The sequence below is a fragment of the Solibacillus sp. FSL K6-4121 genome (assembly GCF_038002585.1).
GTDB lineage: Bacteria > Bacillota > Bacilli > Bacillales_A > Planococcaceae > Solibacillus > Solibacillus faecavium.
In genome coordinates, this window is record NZ_JBBOCS010000001.1 from 1,524,589 (window position 1) to 1,542,478 (window position 17,890).

General features: G+C 38.7%; 19 protein-coding genes. 16 read left to right on the forward strand and 3 right to left on the reverse strand.

What is annotated here, in order from left to right; translation table 11 throughout:
• The first annotated feature begins 111 nt into the window (after positions 1-111).
• Positions 112-1,167 carry a glycosyltransferase family 4 protein gene (locus MHH95_RS07570; RefSeq protein WP_191698690.1) on the forward strand — a complete coding sequence of 352 codons (1,056 nt, stop codon included), beginning with the start codon at positions 112-114 and terminating at the stop codon, positions 1,165-1,167.
• Positions 1,168-1,285: 118 nt separating this feature from the next.
• Here MHH95_RS07570 and MHH95_RS07575 read toward each other — a convergent pair whose 3' ends face one another.
• Positions 1,286-2,335, reverse strand: a complete 1,050-nt coding sequence (locus MHH95_RS07575) for an LCP family protein (protein ID WP_340727019.1) — start codon at positions 2,333-2,335, stop codon at positions 1,286-1,288.
• A 130-nt stretch (positions 2,336-2,465) separates the two neighbouring features.
• Entirely contained in the window at positions 2,466-3,101 is a 636-nt protein-coding gene (locus tag MHH95_RS07580; RefSeq protein WP_191698688.1) for a YigZ family protein, read from the reverse strand.
• A 161-nt stretch (positions 3,102-3,262) separates the two neighbouring features.
• Between MHH95_RS07580 and MHH95_RS07585 the strand changes: the two genes are divergently transcribed.
• The 15 genes from MHH95_RS07585 to MHH95_RS07655 all read left to right on the forward strand — a co-directional run bounded on the left by MHH95_RS07585 (position 3,263) and on the right by MHH95_RS07655 (position 15,984).
• Positions 3,263-4,426 carry a sensor histidine kinase gene (locus tag MHH95_RS07585; protein ID WP_340727020.1) on the forward strand — a complete coding sequence of 388 codons (1,164 nt, stop codon included), beginning with the start codon at positions 3,263-3,265 and terminating at the stop codon, positions 4,424-4,426.
• A gap of 22 nt (positions 4,427-4,448) precedes the next feature.
• The gene (locus MHH95_RS07590; RefSeq protein WP_340727021.1) at positions 4,449-5,123 is read left to right on the forward strand and encodes a response regulator transcription factor; all 675 of its coding nucleotides are present in this window, start codon (positions 4,449-4,451) and stop codon (positions 5,121-5,123) included.
• 345 nt (positions 5,124-5,468) lie between these two features.
• Positions 5,469-5,984 carry a nuclear transport factor 2 family protein gene (locus MHH95_RS07595; protein WP_340727022.1) on the forward strand — a complete coding sequence of 172 codons (516 nt, stop codon included), beginning with the start codon at positions 5,469-5,471 and terminating at the stop codon, positions 5,982-5,984.
• A gap of 171 nt (positions 5,985-6,155) precedes the next feature.
• Positions 6,156-6,998, forward strand: coding sequence for a DegV family protein (locus tag MHH95_RS07600; RefSeq protein ID WP_340727023.1), 843 nt, complete (start codon positions 6,156-6,158; stop codon positions 6,996-6,998).
• Positions 6,999-7,444: 446 nt separating this feature from the next.
• Entirely contained in the window at positions 7,445-8,557 is a 1,113-nt protein-coding gene (locus MHH95_RS07605) for a DEAD/DEAH box helicase (protein ID WP_340727024.1), read from the forward strand.
• The gene (locus tag MHH95_RS07610) at positions 8,550-9,155 is read left to right on the forward strand and encodes a ComF family protein (RefSeq protein ID WP_340727025.1); all 606 of its coding nucleotides are present in this window, start codon (positions 8,550-8,552) and stop codon (positions 9,153-9,155) included. Before MHH95_RS07605 ends, MHH95_RS07610 begins: the two co-directional genes overlap by 8 nt.
• Positions 9,156-9,256: 101 nt before the next feature.
• A complete protein-coding gene (locus MHH95_RS07615) occupies positions 9,257-9,667 on the forward strand; it encodes a TIGR03826 family flagellar region protein (protein ID WP_340727026.1) in 411 nt (136 codons plus the stop codon).
• A 166-nt stretch (positions 9,668-9,833) separates the two neighbouring features.
• Positions 9,834-10,094, forward strand: a complete 261-nt coding sequence (gene flgM / locus MHH95_RS07620; protein WP_191698680.1) for a flagellar biosynthesis anti-sigma factor FlgM — start codon at positions 9,834-9,836, stop codon at positions 10,092-10,094.
• Positions 10,095-10,127: 33 nt separating this feature from the next.
• Positions 10,128-10,631: a flagellar protein FlgN gene (locus MHH95_RS07625; protein ID WP_340727027.1), complete on the forward strand. Its 504-nt coding sequence runs from the start codon at positions 10,128-10,130 to the stop codon at positions 10,629-10,631.
• 136 nt (positions 10,632-10,767) lie between these two features.
• The gene (flgK, locus tag MHH95_RS07630) at positions 10,768-12,357 is read left to right on the forward strand and encodes a flagellar hook-associated protein FlgK (protein WP_340727028.1); all 1,590 of its coding nucleotides are present in this window, start codon (positions 10,768-10,770) and stop codon (positions 12,355-12,357) included.
• Between the two features lie 13 nt (positions 12,358-12,370).
• Entirely contained in the window at positions 12,371-13,246 is an 876-nt protein-coding gene (gene flgL / locus MHH95_RS07635; RefSeq protein ID WP_340727029.1) for a flagellar hook-associated protein FlgL, read from the forward strand.
• Positions 13,247-13,302: 56 nt separating this feature from the next.
• Positions 13,303-13,857, forward strand: a complete 555-nt coding sequence (locus tag MHH95_RS07640; RefSeq protein WP_340727030.1) for a DUF6470 family protein — start codon at positions 13,303-13,305, stop codon at positions 13,855-13,857.
• An 11-nt stretch (positions 13,858-13,868) separates the two neighbouring features.
• Positions 13,869-14,303 carry a flagellar assembly protein FliW gene (fliW, locus tag MHH95_RS07645; RefSeq protein WP_340727031.1) on the forward strand — a complete coding sequence of 145 codons (435 nt, stop codon included), beginning with the start codon at positions 13,869-13,871 and terminating at the stop codon, positions 14,301-14,303.
• Positions 14,304-14,307: 4 nt separating this feature from the next.
• Complete coding sequence (csrA, locus tag MHH95_RS07650; RefSeq protein ID WP_340727032.1) at positions 14,308-14,520, forward strand: carbon storage regulator CsrA; 213 nt, start codon at positions 14,308-14,310, stop codon at positions 14,518-14,520.
• Positions 14,521-14,682: 162 nt separating this feature from the next.
• Positions 14,683-15,984, forward strand: a complete 1,302-nt coding sequence (locus MHH95_RS07655) for a flagellin N-terminal helical domain-containing protein (protein WP_340727033.1) — start codon at positions 14,683-14,685, stop codon at positions 15,982-15,984.
• A 529-nt stretch (positions 15,985-16,513) separates the two neighbouring features.
• On the opposite strand, the gene MHH95_RS07660 is transcribed toward MHH95_RS07655, so the two are convergent.
• Positions 16,514-17,863: an IS1182 family transposase gene (locus MHH95_RS07660; RefSeq protein WP_340727034.1), complete on the reverse strand. Its 1,350-nt coding sequence runs from the start codon at positions 17,861-17,863 to the stop codon at positions 16,514-16,516.
• Positions 17,864-17,890: the final 27 nt, after the last annotated feature.

Consider the following 17,890-nt stretch of genomic DNA (forward strand, 5'->3'; position numbering starts at 1 on the left):
GAAGTAATCATGCTATACTAATCATGAAAAATAATGTAGAGTTTTTACGGAATTTTAAACGCTACGATTAATCGTATTGTTTTGACCCTACAAAAATTAAGGAGGAGAGACATGATTTACGTGTCTTTAATCGTAGCTTTTATTGCTGCAATTATACTAACTCCGCTTGTGAAGCGATTGGCTTTTCGCCTTGGAGCTGTAGATGCCCCAAACTATCGTAAAGTGCATGCGCGCATTATGCCGAGACTTGGTGGCTTAGCAATTTTTGGTGCGTTTATGATTGGAATTTTACTTTTAAAATTTGTTACGGACTTTCAAAGTAATTACTTATATGCGATCTTAATTGCTGCGACAATTATTGTGATTACAGGTATTGTGGATGATATGCGAGAGATTTCCGCAAAGGCTAAATTACTTGGTCAAATTATTGCAGCTTGTATCGTTGTATTTGTTGGTGGCATTCAAATTGAAAATATTAACTTACCATTTGGTGGAGAACTTGAATTTGGTTGGTTAGGTATTCCATTTACTATTATTTGGATTGTCGGGATTACGAATGCAATTAATTTAATCGATGGATTAGATGGACTTGCTGCAGGTGTATCGACAATTGCCTTAATTACATTGGCAGTTATGGCAATGATTATGGGGAATGGTATCGTAATTGCAATGGCTGCTATTTTAGCTGCAGCGACAATCGGTTTTCTGTTTTTCAATTTCCATCCCGCAAAAATTTTCATGGGGGATACTGGGGCACTGTTTTTAGGATTTATGATTTCTGTGCTGGCTCTTTTAGGATTTAAAAATGTAGCAGTTATCTCATTCGTTATTCCTGTTATTATGCTAGGTGTTCCAATTTCGGATACATTCTTTGCCATTGTACGTCGTTTACGTAATGGTAAAAAGTGGTCAGACCCGGATAAATCGCATTTACATCACCGTTTATTGGATGTAGGTTTCTCTCATTCTCAAACAGTAATGATTATTTATGCGATGGCAGCTATGTTTGGTCTCGCAGCCGTAATTTTCTCAATGGCAAAAGTATGGGGCGCGATTTTACTGATTGCTGTTATTTTAGTGGCAATTGAAATATTTGTAGAAATTATCGGTCTTGCCGGCAAAAACTACAAACCGTTGCTCAACCTGGTACGAATATTCAATAAATGAAAAGATCGAAACAAGTAAATGGCTTCTGGCTGTTTACTTGTTTTTTATTTGGGGAATAGTTCACTTTGTGGCATTGCTATAAAAAAAACCAACCTCCGAACGAACGGAGATTGGTTGGTTATTGTGTATCTGTATTTGATTTTGTTGTATATGCAGAATTCGTTTCAGAGCTGGTACCTGATATATTAGTAGATTCAGGGTTAACTCCTAGATGATTTTGCAAAATATGGCTAACTTCGGTCAGTGCCTCTTCATCTAATTTGTAGTAGTATACACCAGTTGACATATCGTCATATCCTTCTAACGTTAATGTATCAATACGAGGCATACCGTTTGTTAAGTAGCTGAAGAAAGATTTCATCTCAGTGAATGTCATGTCTGTTTTCATATTGTTGCCAACTGCTGAAATGACATCATCATATTTCGTAATTGATGTAAATGAAGAAGCTTTAGTAGCGATTGCTTTAATGATTTCCTGCTGGCGTTTACCGCGTTCGATATCATTATCCTGCTTACGTGTTCGGGCTAGTGCAAGTGCTTCTCGACCACCTAAAGTTTGTAAACCTGGTTGTAAGTTTACCGTATTCCGGTCAAATTCATCTTTTTCGAGCATTGCATATGGTACTTCTGCTTCAATACCACCCAATGCATCAACAATGTCGATAAAGGCGTTGAAGTTTAAACGTACATAATAGTCAATTGGAATATCGAATAATTCTTCTACCGTTTCAATAGAAGCGAGTGTACCACCACGAGCATGGGCATGGTTGATTTTATCCTTGCCTCCAATATGCGGAATGTATACGTAGGAATCACGTGGAATACTAACTAACTTAACTGTTTTAGTTTTATTATTTAGAGTGGCAAGCAAAAGTGCATCTGTACGAGAGCTATCAGCGCCTTGACCACGCTTTTCACTATCGTCGACACCCAGGATTAAAATAGAAACATTGTCTTGTGCCGGCTCGACTTTTACTTCGCGATTTTCTGAAATTTTCCGGTCTTCTATCACTTCATATGCGTTATCTGCAGCATGTTCAGCCTGTTTTGTTAAATAAACAGCGTAGGCGCTTGCACATATTGCAAGAGATAAGGTAAGGAGCATCGTAACTTTGAAAAACAATTTGATTTTCGACGAGCCCTTCTTTTTATTTTGCCTTGTTTTCATAAATATTCTCCTCTAGGTTAGGGATAGGTTACTATATTAGAACGAGTATTATAAGTGTTTTCAATCTAATCTAATATACTACAATCTACTTTTGTCGTAAAGTAACGAATATTCTTTACCAGCAGCATCGTTACTCTTTAGAAAACTCAATAAACAGTGCGTCCTCATTTGTTATTGTAGCCTGACCGTTCGTCAATTCCGTTATCCAATCGGTAAAAATCTGTTCTTCCTCTTTTAGAACGTGCACACAAACTTCAACATTTTCTGCATAGAGTATGTCTTGTAACATATAGTGCGAACTACGAATCTCATTTTCTATTTTCCCCAAAAATACATAATCAATCCCAATTTTCATCAAATAATGCAATTTACGCTCGACAACTTGGGCAGCGGCTATCCCTTCAGTTGTAGCTTTACCATAGGCGCGGATTAAGCCGCCTCCACCAAGTTTTATGCCACCGAAATAGCGGGTTACGACAACAACCGTATCTTTTAAACCTTGTTTTTTTAAAACTTCTAACATAGGAACGCCTGCAGTACCACTTGGTTCCCCATCATCATTCGCTTTTTGAATTTGATCATGCTCACCCACCATATAGCAAGAACAGTTATGAGTAGCTCCGGCATGCATTTTTTTAATTTTTTCTATAAAAAGCAGAGCTTCCTCTTCCGTCTCTGCACGATTGACATATGTCAAAAACCGTGATTTTGATATAATTATTTCCGATTCTCCGTAACCTTTTACGGTTAAATAGTTATTTCTCATTATATATTCTCCTTATTTTACCATAGGTGTCTTGAATTTGTGGTCATAATTTAACTTAAAAAATATTTGAATAATGCTATAATATGTATGTACTATAATAGTAGTAAATATAATAAAAAGATAGAGCAGTTCGCATTCTTAGGAAGTAAGGTGGGGGAAAAGTGCTTGAAAATAATCAAATAGATGTTGCCTCGCTGGATGTAATATTTAATCGCATGTTAGAAACTATTACAAATTCCAAAGATGATATATTTATAATAAGTGAACAAAGTCGAAGAAGCTTCGAAGATATGCAACAAGAATTAGAAATTGTTCGTCAAGAAATAAAGATTATCATCGATGAGAGTGATAACTTAGAAAGAAAGTTGCAATTATCTAGACAACGGTTAGTTGTTGTGAGCAGAAATTTTAATGAACATTCCGAACAACAAATTCGTGAGGCTTATGAAAATACAAGCAAGCTCCAACTAGAAGTTACCATTTGCCGTGAGCGTGAAAAACAACTAAGAGATAAGCGAGACGATTTAGAAAGACGATTGCGTACACTTTATGATACGATTGAAAGAGCGGACCATATTGTCAACCAAGTAAATGTTGTTATTAATTTTTTGACAACCGATCTGAAAAACGTAGGGGCAGCGCTGGAGCAAGCAAAAATAAAGCAAGACTTTGGTATCCGAATAATTGCTGCTCAAGAAGAAGAACGAAAGCGTTTGTCTCGTGAAATTCATGATGGGCCAGCGCAAATGATGGCAAATGTACTCATGCGCTCGAATCTGATTGACCGTACATACCGAGAAAAGGGAGTAGAGGCTGCATTAAACGAAATTAATGATTTAAAAGTCAGTGTTCGTAATGCATTATCTGAAGTACGGCGCATTATTTATGATTTACGTCCAATGGCACTTGATGATTTAGGGATTGGCCCGACACTAAAAAAGTACTTATCTACACTGATGGAATACAATCCGACTACGGATATTCAATTCATCTCGTACAATAGTGAGCGCAGAATTCCTTCTAATTATGAGGTGGCAATTTTCCGTTTAGTGCAGGAAAGTGTAAATAATGCAATAAAACACGGAAAATCTACTCAGATTATTGTTAAAATTGAGTGGTTGGAAGCCGAAATAAATGTTGTCGTGAAAGATAACGGAGCCGGATTTGATACGGAAAATGTTCGACAGGGAGCATTTGGTATTATAGGAATGAAAGAAAGAATTGATTTATTAAAAGGCTCTATAAAAATTAGTAGTAATATTGGTAAAGGTTCTACCATTTTAATGAAAATTCCATTACCATCAAAAAATGAAGAGATATATTAAATAGTGTCCAGGGGGTTTTTTTATGACGAAAATTATTATTGTTGATGACCATCAACTATTCCGTGAAGGGGTAAAACGAATTTTAGATTTTGAAGATACATTTGAGGTTGTTGCTGAAGGTGATGATGGAACAGATGTAGTAAATCTATATGAAAAAAATCAGCCTGATGTAGTATTAATGGATATTAATATGCCAGGTAAAAATGGCGTAGAAGCGACAGCTGACTTAATCGCAGAATACCCGGATGCAAAAGTAATGGTTCTATCTATTCACGACGACGAATCATACGTAACACATGCATTAAAATCAGGTGCTTTAGGCTACATGCTAAAAGAGATGGATGCAGATGAAATCGTGGAAGCGATTAAAGTCGTTTCAAATGGTGGTTCATACTTGCATCCAAAAGTAACAAAAAATCTGGTTGCGGAATTCCGCCGCTTATCTGAGCACGAAAATAAAGGGAATTTCCACCAAACAGAAATTCGCCGCCCATTCCACTTATTAACAAAGCGTGAATGTGAAGTACTTCAATTGCTTACAGATGGACAATCTAATCGTACAATTGGCGAGACGCTTTTCATCTCGGAAAAAACGGTTAAAAACCATGTATCAAGTATTTTACAAAAAATGAATGTAAATGACCGTACACAAGCCGTTGTAACAGCAATTAAAAATGGCTGGGTAGAGGTTCGATAATATTATGTAATAATAAAACAGAGAGCCAATTTGGTAGCTCTGTTTTTTTTGCAATAATGTTTTGGTATGTTGCGTTAATAATGCTTATAGGTTTGCTAATTTTCCCAGCTATATTTAAAATCGAATATCCCCAATATAAGAAACATCTGTGAACAACTTTCGTCTATATGTGTTATAGATGCTTAAGAGAATGTTCGGGACATCGAATTTTAGCGCGGATAAAGAGAATATTTGTTAGTTTTCAATGAAATCCACATAAGAAAAACATCATCTTGTGCTATTTGGCACAAGATGTGTTTTTCTAATAATGTATGCTAAAATATTTTGCGGGAGGTTTGTAAAATTATGAAAAAGTGGTTAATAGCTGTCCTGTCGATATTTGTACTTGCAGCTTGTGGGGACGAAAAAGACGCATCACCGGAAAAATTACAAAAAACGATCGATGAAGGTACGGTTGGTTTTGAAATTTTAGGTGATTCAATTCAGGAAGCTACCGGAGTTCCTGAGGAAGAAAAAAAGAATATTATATCTGCTTTTGATGAATATATAAAAGCCTTTAATGAAAAAGATTTAGAACGTTATAAAAATATTATTTCAAAAAATGCTAAAGGCTTCAATTATGATGAAGATATCCAAGCCGTATCCGCAGTATTTAATCAGTATGATGTAAAGCGTACAGCAGAAGATATAACAATTGTAAATTACAATGAAGAAGAGGCACAGGTGTTTTCCAATTTAAAGACTGAAACAAAAGAAATAAAAACAGGTGCTGAGCTTTCTGGGGTTGGTCGTCAAGTGACTGTATTTATGAAAGAAGACGGTTGGAAAGTTTCGAGCATTTATTATATTGGCAGTGAATAATAAATTTAATATATACATGAAAAAACATCTTGGGAAAATGTTCGCCGAGATGTTTTTTTCGTATAACAAAAATGCGATGAAAGAGGGAAGTTCTCTACAGAAAAGGCATTTTTTCGTTCACAATTACATAGAGTTCATGTAAACTAGTGAACATAGGAGAGTGGGAGAGCAATGAAAACAGCAATTGTGACAGATAGTACAGCCTATTTAACACTTGAAGAACGAAAAACGTACAATATTCATATGATTCCATTGAGTGTGAATATTGAAGGAACGTTTTATGATGAGGAAATTGATATTACAGCTTCCGAGTTTTATGACCGAGTGCGTGGTGCTAAGGAATTCCCTAAAACAACACAGCCATCAGTCGGAAAATTCGTCGAGCTTTTTGAAACAATAGGAAAAGAATATGATGAGATCGTAACAATCCATTTGTCGAGCGGCATTAGCGGAACTTTCCAAGGCGCTGTACAAGCGAGCGGTATGGTGGAAGGAACTAACATTTACGCATTTGATTCGGAAGTTGCGGCATATTTGCAGGGAATGTACGTGAAGGAAGCTGCTAAACTAGCTTTGGAAGGTGCATCAGGGGAACAGATCATTGCCCACTTAAATGAATTGAAACATACGATGGATGAGTACATTATCGTCGATGATTTACAGCATCTGCAACGCGGCGGTCGATTATCGGCGGCAGCAGCATTAATTGGTGGCTTACTGCAAGTAAAACCAATTTTAACATTTGAGAACAAAGTAATTGTCCCATTCGAAAAAATCCGTACACGCAAAAAAGCAATACGTCGTGTAGAAGAGCAATTAGCATCAGCGGTCGAAAAGTATGGTGCACTTCAAGCAGTAGTTATTCACGCCAACTGCGAAGATGAAGCTCGCGAATGGATGAGTTCACTAGCGGCTGCTTATCCAACAGTCGATTTCACGCTTAGCTATTTCGGCCCGGTTATCGGTACACACTTAGGTGAAGGTGCCATTGCAATGGGCTGGATTAAAAAGTAATGCAACTATGCACAAACAGTCACTACTAACTTATTGGTAGAGTGGCTGTTTTTTTCTTGTTTTAAAGAGTATGGTATCAATTATTTATCCCATAAATTAAAAATTTAAACAGAAAAGGAGTAAAAACTATGTCTACAGCAACTATAAAAAGGCGTTACAAGCTTTCGCGTCTCCTCTTGAATTCATTCCGCTACTACGGTTTTATACCCGAGCCTGCCATTGAGCATTTCTTCACCGGTCGAATTTGGTCACTCCTTAATACCCCATTTCCACAAGCAAAAATAGAGGCATATATCAAACGAGGATATTTTGAAATTATCCCGGCCGTTATTACAGAGTCTAAGCTAAAATGTCGGCGCTGTTTAAATGAACAACGGCAAAAATTTATTTCTTTTTACTGTGCTAAATGCCAGAAAACGTGTCATTATTGTCGTCATTGCATTACTATGGGGCGTATGTGCAGCTGTGATGAATTAATCCTGTGGAAAAATCGGCAGCCTCGTTCTCGAATTCAGAAATCTCATGTTGAATTTACTTGGACTGGAAAGCTAACGGTTCATCAGCTAAAAGCGGCCGATGAACTCCTCACTAGCTTGAAGCAAAACCGTAACCACCTTATTTTTGCAGTATGCGGTGCTGGAAAAACAGAGATCCTATTCGCACCTATCTACGCATCACTTAAAGCAGGAAAAAGAGTATGTGTAGCAACGCCGAGAACAGATGTTGTGCTGGAGCTTTATCCACGCTTTCAACAAGTTTTTCAAAATATATCAATCCATGCACTATATGGTGGCGCACAAAATGATACACAATTTGCCCAGCTAATACTTGCAACGACCCATCAGCTTTATCGGTTTGAAAATGCCTTTGATGTGATGATTGTGGATGAAGCCGACGCTTTTCCTTACACATATGACGAAGCATTGCAGCGTTCAGTAATGAAAGCAAAAAAAGCCGATGCACCAATCGCCTTTGTGACCGCCACTCCTTCAACAAAACTACTCCTTCAGCAAAGAAATGAAAAATGGGGCTACTCCTTTATCGCACGAAGATTTCATGGGTATTTACTGCCTGTCCCACGATATCAGGCTCTATGGAATTATGAAAAAGCATTTCACAAACAGAAAATCCCTCAAAAGCTTAAAAACTGGGTAGAACAAAGGCTACAAAATCAACAGCCATTCCTAATTTTTTTCCCGACCATTGAATTAATGGAACAAGCGATACCCCTATTTCAGCAAATCGATCCGACAATTGAAAGTGTCCATTCAGAAGACCCTGACCGCAAAGAGAAAGTATTGCAATTACGCAATGAAGAAAGGAAAGGTTTATTAACGACTACGATATTAGAGCGCGGTATTACGTTAAAAAACGTACAAGTAGCAGTCGTTGGAGCTGAAAATCCTGTTTTCACTTCCAGTGCACTGATTCAAATTAGCGGGAGAGTCGGACGGAATGTGCAGTATCCGACAGGTGATATTGTATTTTTCCATCATGGCATCACGATGGAAATGGATCAGGCGCGCAAGAAAATACTGGAGATGAATCACTATGAATAAGCCTATCCAGCATTGCTTACTTTGTGAACGTGAACTAAACCAAAGTTTCGGGTGGGAAGAACTTCTAAGAAATACATTACCTCAAACAATTTGTCCTCGCTGTGAACAGCGCTTTCATCGAATTGAACAGCAACAGGAAGAAGGAGTCGTGTCTTTATACCATTATAATGAAACGATGAAAGATTACTTGCACCGCTATAAATTTTTGCATGATATCGTTCTTGCTCACGCATTCAATCGAATTCTCCATGAACAGCTAAAAAATGTAAAAAGGCTCATTATTCCTATACCGATGCATCCTGAAAATTTGAAAATAAGAACATTTTCTCATATCGATGAATTACTTAAAGCAGCCAATATTCCCTTTGCTCATCATTTAAAGAAACTTTCCAATGAGCAGCAATCGTTAAAAACAAGAGAGCAGCGACTGCAGACACCACAGCTCTTTGAAGTAGTGAACGCCCCAGCAATAAAAGATCAAAATTTACTCTTATTGGACGATATTTATACGACAGGTACAACTTTAAACCATGCCAAAAGAGCGTTACTGCAAGCTGGCGCAAAAACAGTTGAAGGCTTGACACTCATCCATGGCTAACGTTGGTCACCTTGAAAGAGTTTGAAAAGTTGTCAATCTAATTACCTATAGATTATGTATAATGAACTATTAGAGGGATTGTACGAAAAAGGAGGATGTATATGGCAGAATTACGTAATTGTCCTGTATGCCAAGAGTTTTTTAATTATACGGGTTTGAGGGAAGTATGCCATAACTGTGCGCAAAAAGAAGAGGATATGTACCAGGTCGTCTATCGTTTTTTACGTAAGCGCGAAAACCGTGCAGCGAATGTCGATCGTATTGTAGAAGCGACTGGTGTGGACCGGGAAATGTTATATAAATGGGTTCGGAAAGGTCGATTGCATCCGGCCGTATTTCCAAGTCTAGGCTACCCATGTGATAACTGCGGCCGATTAACATCTACAGGCAAGCTATGCGATAAGTGCCAAGGTGAACTAAAGTCAGAGTTACGTACATTTGAAGCAGCCCAAGAGTTTCGTAATGATATTAAGCGTCGAGATCGTACCACATACCTTTCAGACAAAAAATAATTTCCCAAACGAAGTCGTTTTCATAGGACTTCGTTTTTATTTTTCATAAAATAGGCTTATAATTTTAATACATTCGTAGTGTTTTTTAGAATAAAGCATAAACAATTCAATGAAGTAGTCGAAATAAAGAACAGACAATGCTTTTAATAAAAAGGAGGTCTTTAAAATGAAAATTAATCCAATTAATGTACAGGCGATCAACACTTACAATAAGCAAGCCCGTCCTGTGAAAAATGCAGAGACTCCAAAAACATTTGCAGATCATATTGAAATATCATCAAAAGCAAAAGAAATGCAGGCATCTTCAACATATGCCAATGAACGTGCAGAGCGTGTGAAACAAATTAAAGAAGATATTGATTCAGGAAATTATAAAGTAGACGCGAAAAAGGTCGCAGAAGATATGCTGAAATTTTATCGCGGCTAATCAAAAATTCAGAAATAAGGAGCGCTTAAATACATGTCAATTGCCAATATAGTCGTCACGTTGGAGAAGCTAGAGAAAATGCATAAAAGTTTACTGGAGCTAGCGCTTGCGAAAACGGAGTACATTAAGCAAGGTGATATGGAAAAGCTTGATCAGCTCATAAAAAATGAACAGGCACATGTAGCGGCAATTAATACACTTGAACAACAGCGTCAGTCGATGGTAACGGACTACCTCCGAGCAAAAGGAATTGCTCTCACTGACACACCGTCTGTTGCCGATGTGATCAAGGCTGCTGAAAATAGTGGATCAAAAGAAGCGTTAGTAAATGTTCGCGAGCGTTTAGTCGCACTACTAAATCAGCTGAAAATGCAAAATGATTTAAATCAAAAAATGGTACTCAATTCACTCCAATTTATCAACGTGACATTAGATGCAATGCGTCCGCAACGTACTGAGCAATTTAATTATTCTGGTGCTGAAATACGCGGCAATTCAGAAGTTACAAAACGATCGTTCAATGAATTTAAAGCCTAATCGCATGTAAGCTTCCGCATGCAGCGGGAGCGATACATGCGTTTTTTATGGGAAGAATATCAGATGATTTGATATAAATGGTGCCTCCATCTAGGAGCAAATTCGATACAAACATACTTAAAAGGGAGGTCCTACAATGCGTTCAACATTTATGGGACTTGAAGCAAGTAAGCGCGGTCTATATACGCAACAATCAGCACTATATACAACAGGACATAATATTTCAAACGCCAACACACAAGGCTATTCTCGTCAACGAGTGAATATGGAAACTACACCGGGATTTCCAGGATCGGGTTTAAATACAGGGAAAACAGCGGGGCATATTGGGACAGGCGTGCAGGCGCATTCTGTGCAGCGTATTCGTGACAGCTTTGTCGATCAGCAGTACAGACAGGAATCGCATAAACTTGGTTACTGGCAGGCAAGATCGCATTCAATCAGTCAATTAGAAGATGTATTGAATGAACCTTCTGATTATGGTCTTGCACAATCAATGAATGAATTATGGAACTCTCTGCAGGATTTAAATGTCCGACCGGAAAACGGAGGATCGCGTGCGGTTGTAGTACAGCGCGGGATTGCAGTAGCAGACTCGTTCAATTACATGTATAACTCAATAAAAAAAATTCGGGATAATGCGGGCGCAGAACTCGGCATTCAGTTAAGAGATGCAAACTCGATTTTAAAACAAATCGGTGATTTAAATGCGCAAATCCAAGCGGTAGAACCAAATGGCTTTATGCCAAATGATTTATATGATGCACGTGATAATTTAATAGATGAGCTGGCCAATCACTTCCCAATTGAAGTGAAGCGTTCGGAAAAGGGTTCCGGCGGAAATTCACTGGCTATAGCTGAAGGACCGGTTAGGGTGTCTCTTCTATTGAAAGACGGAACAAAGGTAAAGCTCGTTGATGGGAAGGATTACGCACAATTTCGTACAGACAATGCAGCAGATGGGGTAACACCAACTGGTGATATGACAGGAATTTCCCTTGTGACATTGGACAGTGAAGGAAAAGATGCTGCCCTTCCAGGAGATTGGTCAACAGCAGGAACATCTATTGACATCAATAATCTAAGTGATATCGGTAAATTTAAGTCATTGGTTAATTCGTTTGGCTATGAAGATACTAATGGAGATACAATAGGTCTCTTCCCTGAAATGATTGATAAATTAAATAAGATGGCACAGGCCTTTGCAACTAAATTTAATGAAATTCATAACAGTGGAACGGATTTAGAAGGTGAACAAGGAGTAGACTTCTTTGTGCAAAAAGGTACGCTAGATGCAACTGGTATTACAGCAGAAAACATCTATGTATCCGAAACGATTATTAAAGATCCAAACAAGATCGCAGCTTCAGATTCAGCTGTTGGCAATGCAGAAGCAGGAAACGGCAAAAATGCATTAAAACTAGCAAATATGAAGTTTACGCCATTACAAGATTTAGAGAATTTGAGTGTTCAAACATATTTCGAAGGACTGATTGGTCAACTTGGCGTTGATGGTCAACAGGCAGCTCGTCTAGAATATAATGCAGCAACATTACAGCAGGCGGTTAAAGAACGTCGTGACTCAGTAAGTTCAGTATCGATTGATGAAGAGATGACAAATATGATTACATTCCAGCAGGCATACAATGCCAATGCCCGTATGATTACCGTAATCGATGAAACACTCGATAAAATCATTAACGGCATGGGCCGCGCCGGATTATAGGAGGTAGACCAAAATGCGTGTAACACAATCCATGCTATCAAACAATATGCTGCGCAATTTATCAAACAGCTATTCAGCAATGGGAAAGCTTCAAGAGCAAGTAAATACAGGTAAAAAGGTGAACCGTCCGTCAGATGATCCTGTAACAGCGATGAAAGGGATTAACTACCGTGCGGAGCTGAATAATGTCGAGCAATTCTCAAGAAATATCGGCGAAGCACATAACTGGCTGGATACAACAGACGACACGTTCGATAAAATCGGTTCAACGATTCAGCGGGCAAATGAGCTGATGGTGCAGGCTTCTTCTGATACAATGACAGCAGATGACCGCAAAAAAATTGACAGTGAGCTTCAGCAACTGAGAGCGCATGTGCAAAACTTGGCGAACACAAAAATTGGCGACCGTTATATTTTCAGTGGGACAAAAACAACGACTCCACCATTTGATGGTGAAAATTTTGTAGATGATCCAGCGTTTGAAAAATCTATCGAAATTGAAGTTTTCAGTGGTATTTTGCTTCCGATCAACAGTACACCGATTGATGTGTTTAAAGAATTTGATAAAATGTTTGAAAATATCAGTACAGCGATTCAAAGCGGTGCAACAGGCAGTGAGCTATCAGAACATATCACTACAATCGATAAAAACATGAACAAGCTCCTTGAAACAAGAGCAGGAATAGGAGCACTCCAAAACCGTGTGGAATTAATGGATACACGATTGCAGTCACAGGAAGTCATCGCAACGAAGCGAATGTCTGAAAACGAAGACATCGACTATGAAAAAACAATTACGCAAATGATTACACAGGAATCGATTCACCGTGCTGCACTATCTGTAGGAGCACGAATTATTCAACCAACATTAACAGACTTTTTAAGATAATAAAAAAAGCGTTTGGACAACCTGTGCCAAACGCTTTCTTTGAAGGGAGCAACAATATGAATATCCCACAAATTCAAATCCAGACGACAAGAGGACAAATCGGACTGACGACACAGAGACCAGTCCAGCAAATGGAACAGCCAAAAGCCTATTTGGATATCCAGCAACCGAAAGCTGAGATGTCGATACAAACAAGAAAATCAACATTATTAATCGATTCGATTGAAATGCGTGAAAGCCTCGATTTAAAGAGCTCGCGCAGCAGAACAGCTGAAGTTGCGCAGTACAGTAAACAAACCGCCATGGATGGACTGACAAGAAGAGCACAAGAAGGCAGCGAGCTTATGAAAATTGAAAACGGCGGCAATCCGCTTGCCGAGCAGGCAAAAAGAACTGGAAGACAGCCGTATTCAAACTTAGGAATCAAATTTATCCCGCAAGCCGATAGCGTTAAAATAAATTTCACACCTGGTTCGGCTGATATTCAGGTGGAACCGCAAAAAGTAATAAACAATACGAAAACGAACAAGCCAATTCATAACTACACACCAGGGAAAGTGAATGTGGAAATTCAGCAATATCCGTCTTTGAAAATTGATTGGCTTGTATAAAGGAGAATACGATGAATATTACAACTGCTTATATGGGAGAAGTTGAAGTTAACCCGTCCCAAATCATTAAATTTGAGCATGGTTTACCAGGTTTTGAAGATGAAAAGGAATTTATTCAGTTGCCATTGTCAAAGGAAAGTGTATTCCAAGTACTGCAGTCAATAAAAACAGCAGGTCTAGCATTTATTATTACAAGTCCGTACTTGATAAATGCAGATTATGGCTTTGAACTGGATGAAGCGGTTACTCAGGCACTTGATTTAAAAAGTGATAAGGAAGTCGCAGTATTTAATATTGTGTCATTAAAGGATTCACTTGAGAATTCTACGGTGAATTTGAAGGCGCCGATTATATTAAATATCGAGAATCAAAAAGCGAAGCAAATTATTTTAGAAGAAGATTACGCAATCCGTCATCAGTTTACTATAGAGAAAAAGGAGATGTGATCACATGCTAGTATTAACACGGAAAGTAGGCGAAACAATCTGTATTAATGAAGAGATTGAAATCGTCATTACCGAAGTGAAAGGCGACCAGGTGAAAGTAGGAATCAGCGCACCACGGCATGTGGATATCATTCGCGGCGAACTGAGGAAGGATATATCGGATTCGAATACAGAGGCAGCAGTAAAAGATTTATCGCTGTTTAATAAGTTGAAATAAAATTAAGGAAAAAAAGATTAAAAAACTATTAAACAAAAATTACTTCGTCCGATATTAATAGTGTCAGCAAGAGAAGCCAGACCGGCCGGCTAACTTCTCTTCTACATAAAACATAATTTGCCCACAAGGACGTGGGTCAAACATTCCAGGGAGGAAATAATAATGAGAATTAATCACAATATTGCAGCACTTAACACACACCGTCAATTAAACGCTGCTTCGACACAGCAATCAAAATCAATGGAGAAGTTATCTTCAGGCTTACGTATTAACAAAGCTGGAGATGACGCTGCTGGTTTAGCAATTTCCGAAAAAATGCGTGGGCAAATCCGTGGTTTGGATATGGCTGCTAAAAATGCGCAAGATGGTATTTCTTTAATTGCAACTGCAGAAGGTGCTTTAAATGAGACACACTCTATCTTACAACGTATGCGTGAATTAGCTACACAAGCTTCAAACGATACTAATACAACTGCTGACCGCGGTGAAATTCAAAAAGAAATGAACCAATTAACTTCTGAAATTAACCGTATCGGTAATACTACAGAGTTTAATACTCAGAAATTATTAGATGGAACAAAAACTGGTACAGGAACACCTGCAGTACCAGCTGGCCCGGGAACTCCTGCTACTACATTAACTACACCTGCTAATATGACGCCTACCGGAACTCCTACTGCTACTGGTAACATGACGATTGCAGGTACTTATACAGGTACTACAGATGTTACGCTTACTGTACAGAAAACAGCTACTGGTTATTCGATTGATGGTGGAACTAATGATATTCTTACTGACACTGCTATCGGGACTGGTACTACTAGTTTTACAACAAATGGTATGACTGTTGATGTTTCTGGTCTTACAGGGGCTGCCGCTAATGATACATTTACGTATGCTCTAACTGCAGCAGCTGGAGGTGCGGGAACTCCTGCAGTGCCTGGTGGAGCCGTTTCTCTTCAAATTGGTGCTAACCAAGGTCAACAATTCTCGGTTGAAATTAATGATATGCGTTCTTCAGCTTTAGGAGTTTCAGGAACTACAGGCAGTGCAGCAGCAGCAGGTATTGATGTAAGTGATCCGGTTACCGGTGCAAGCTTTACAGCAACAGGTGCTACAAATGAGTTAACTGATGTTAGTGCAGCAGGTACTCCAGAGTATGCTTTAGACTTATCAAGTTCAACTAAAGCAAGTGCTGCAATTAAAGTTGTTGATCAAGCAATAGCTTCTGTTTCTGCTGAACGTTCTCGTTTAGGTGCATACCAAAACCGTTTAGAACACACAATCAACAACTTAGGTACATCTTCTGAAAACTTAACAGCTGCGGAATCTCGTATCCGTGACGTTGATATGGCGAAAGAAATGATGGAACAAACTAAGAATTCAATTCTTTCTCAAGCAGCACAAGCAATGTTAGCTCAATCAAATCAAATGCCTCAAGGCGTGTTACAACTCTTGAGATAATTGATGGAAGGGCGTCTTATCTGGTAACGGATAAGAGTATAACTGGGTGAATTGCTGGAATTTCCTAAAGCTCCATCAACCACAACGTAACTGGAAACGGTTAGCGTGAAGGTTTGAAAATGATGAGGATGAACCAATGGATAATCAGCAGCCAAGCTCCTGTAAGGAAACTTTGGAGAAGGTTCAACGACTAGGATATACGGTCTAAGGCATATGCTATGACAATGAAATCCGTAGGGCAGCAACAGCTGTTCGAAGTGCCCAGCCCCTAAGAATTTAGGGTGAAGATATAGTCTATTCTGTAAGTGAAAGCTACAGTCGCAAAGCAAGCGAACCAACAACCACAAGGCGTATTACAATTATTACGTTAATTTTCATAACAAAGAAGACTCTAGCCATGCTAGGGTCTTTCAGATTGTCGACAAAAGGCATCGAGAGCTCGTCTCTCGATGCCTTTTGTCATTTCTCATATCAAATTAGTTCCAAAAGTTCTGTAAAGGCTCTCCTCTTCGAGGGAATATTCCCTCTATTAAGCCCCTTGCCAAGTCCATGTGGCAAGTTTCTTCAAATTCATGGCAGCAAAAGTAAGCATCGCCTGCATGGACAATTTTTTTAGACCTCTTAGCGTTGTCCATCGCATACCATGCTTTTCTTTCGCATCCGCAAAGACACGTTCAACCGTCTCTTTTCGTTTTGCATAAATGGATTTTATTTCATGATGGTGACGAAGATGTTCGGCTTCTTCCAGATAATCTGCCCAAATATGTCGCTGAATCATTTTCGTATGATTTTTACTTTCTGTACATTGTGCTAGAAATGGGCAGTCTGCACAAACCGCTGGATTCGATTTGTATTGGCGATAGCCCTCTTTCGTCGTAGTTGTATAGCGCAACATCTGGTCATTCGGGCAAATATAGCAATCATAATGTTCATCATAGACATACTCATGTTTACGGAAGAAGCCATCTTTCGTTTTTGGTCTTGTATAAGGAAGAACAGGCAACATTTGATTTTCTAATAAAAAGTTCGCAATCGCAGGCGTTTTATAAGCAGCATCCGCAGCAACAGCCACAGGCTTTTTCACACGATGAATGACCTTTTCAACAAGCGGTTGCAGCATATGACTATCATGTATATTGCCAGGTGTCACAATCGTTCCTAATACAAAGCCCCGTTCATCTGTCGCTGCATGAAATGAATAGGCAAATTGTTTTGTCCGTTCGTCCTTCACATAGTAACCACTTTCAGGGTCCGTTGTGCTCTCTTTGATTTCTTTCCATTCTTCCTTTTCAAACTTCTCCGGTGGAAACGGCTTTTTTCCGTTCTTTTCACGGTCTATGTTTAACTCTTCCTGTAGCTTTTCTTCATAGGCACGTGTCTCTTTTCGAACCATCTTTTTATCAAATTTTCGTTTATTCGCACTTGCCTTAACATGCGTGGAGTCAATAAAGATATGGTCAGCTGATAATAAACCCGCATCAACAATTTCTTTCAAGATGCGATAGAAAATCTGTTCAAATACATCTGTATCCTCAAAACGCCGCACATAATTTTTCCCAAACGTTGAAAAGTGAGGCACTTCTGTATGAAAACCGAACCCTAAAAACCAACGGTACGCTACATTGGTTTCAATTTCCTTAATCGTTTGACGCATCGAACGAATACCAAAAACGTATTGAATCATCGTCATTTTGAATAAAACAACAGGATCAATACTTGGTCTACCGAAAGGTGAATATAAGTTTTCAACTAATGGATATACAAACGAAAAGTCAATGGCTGCATCTAATTTACGAACAAGATGATTTTCTGGGACAAGCTGTTCAATCGTCAACATTTCTAATTGATTACGTTCATTCATTTGGTTTTTAGTCATCATATCGGGACACCTCTTTGATTTAGATAA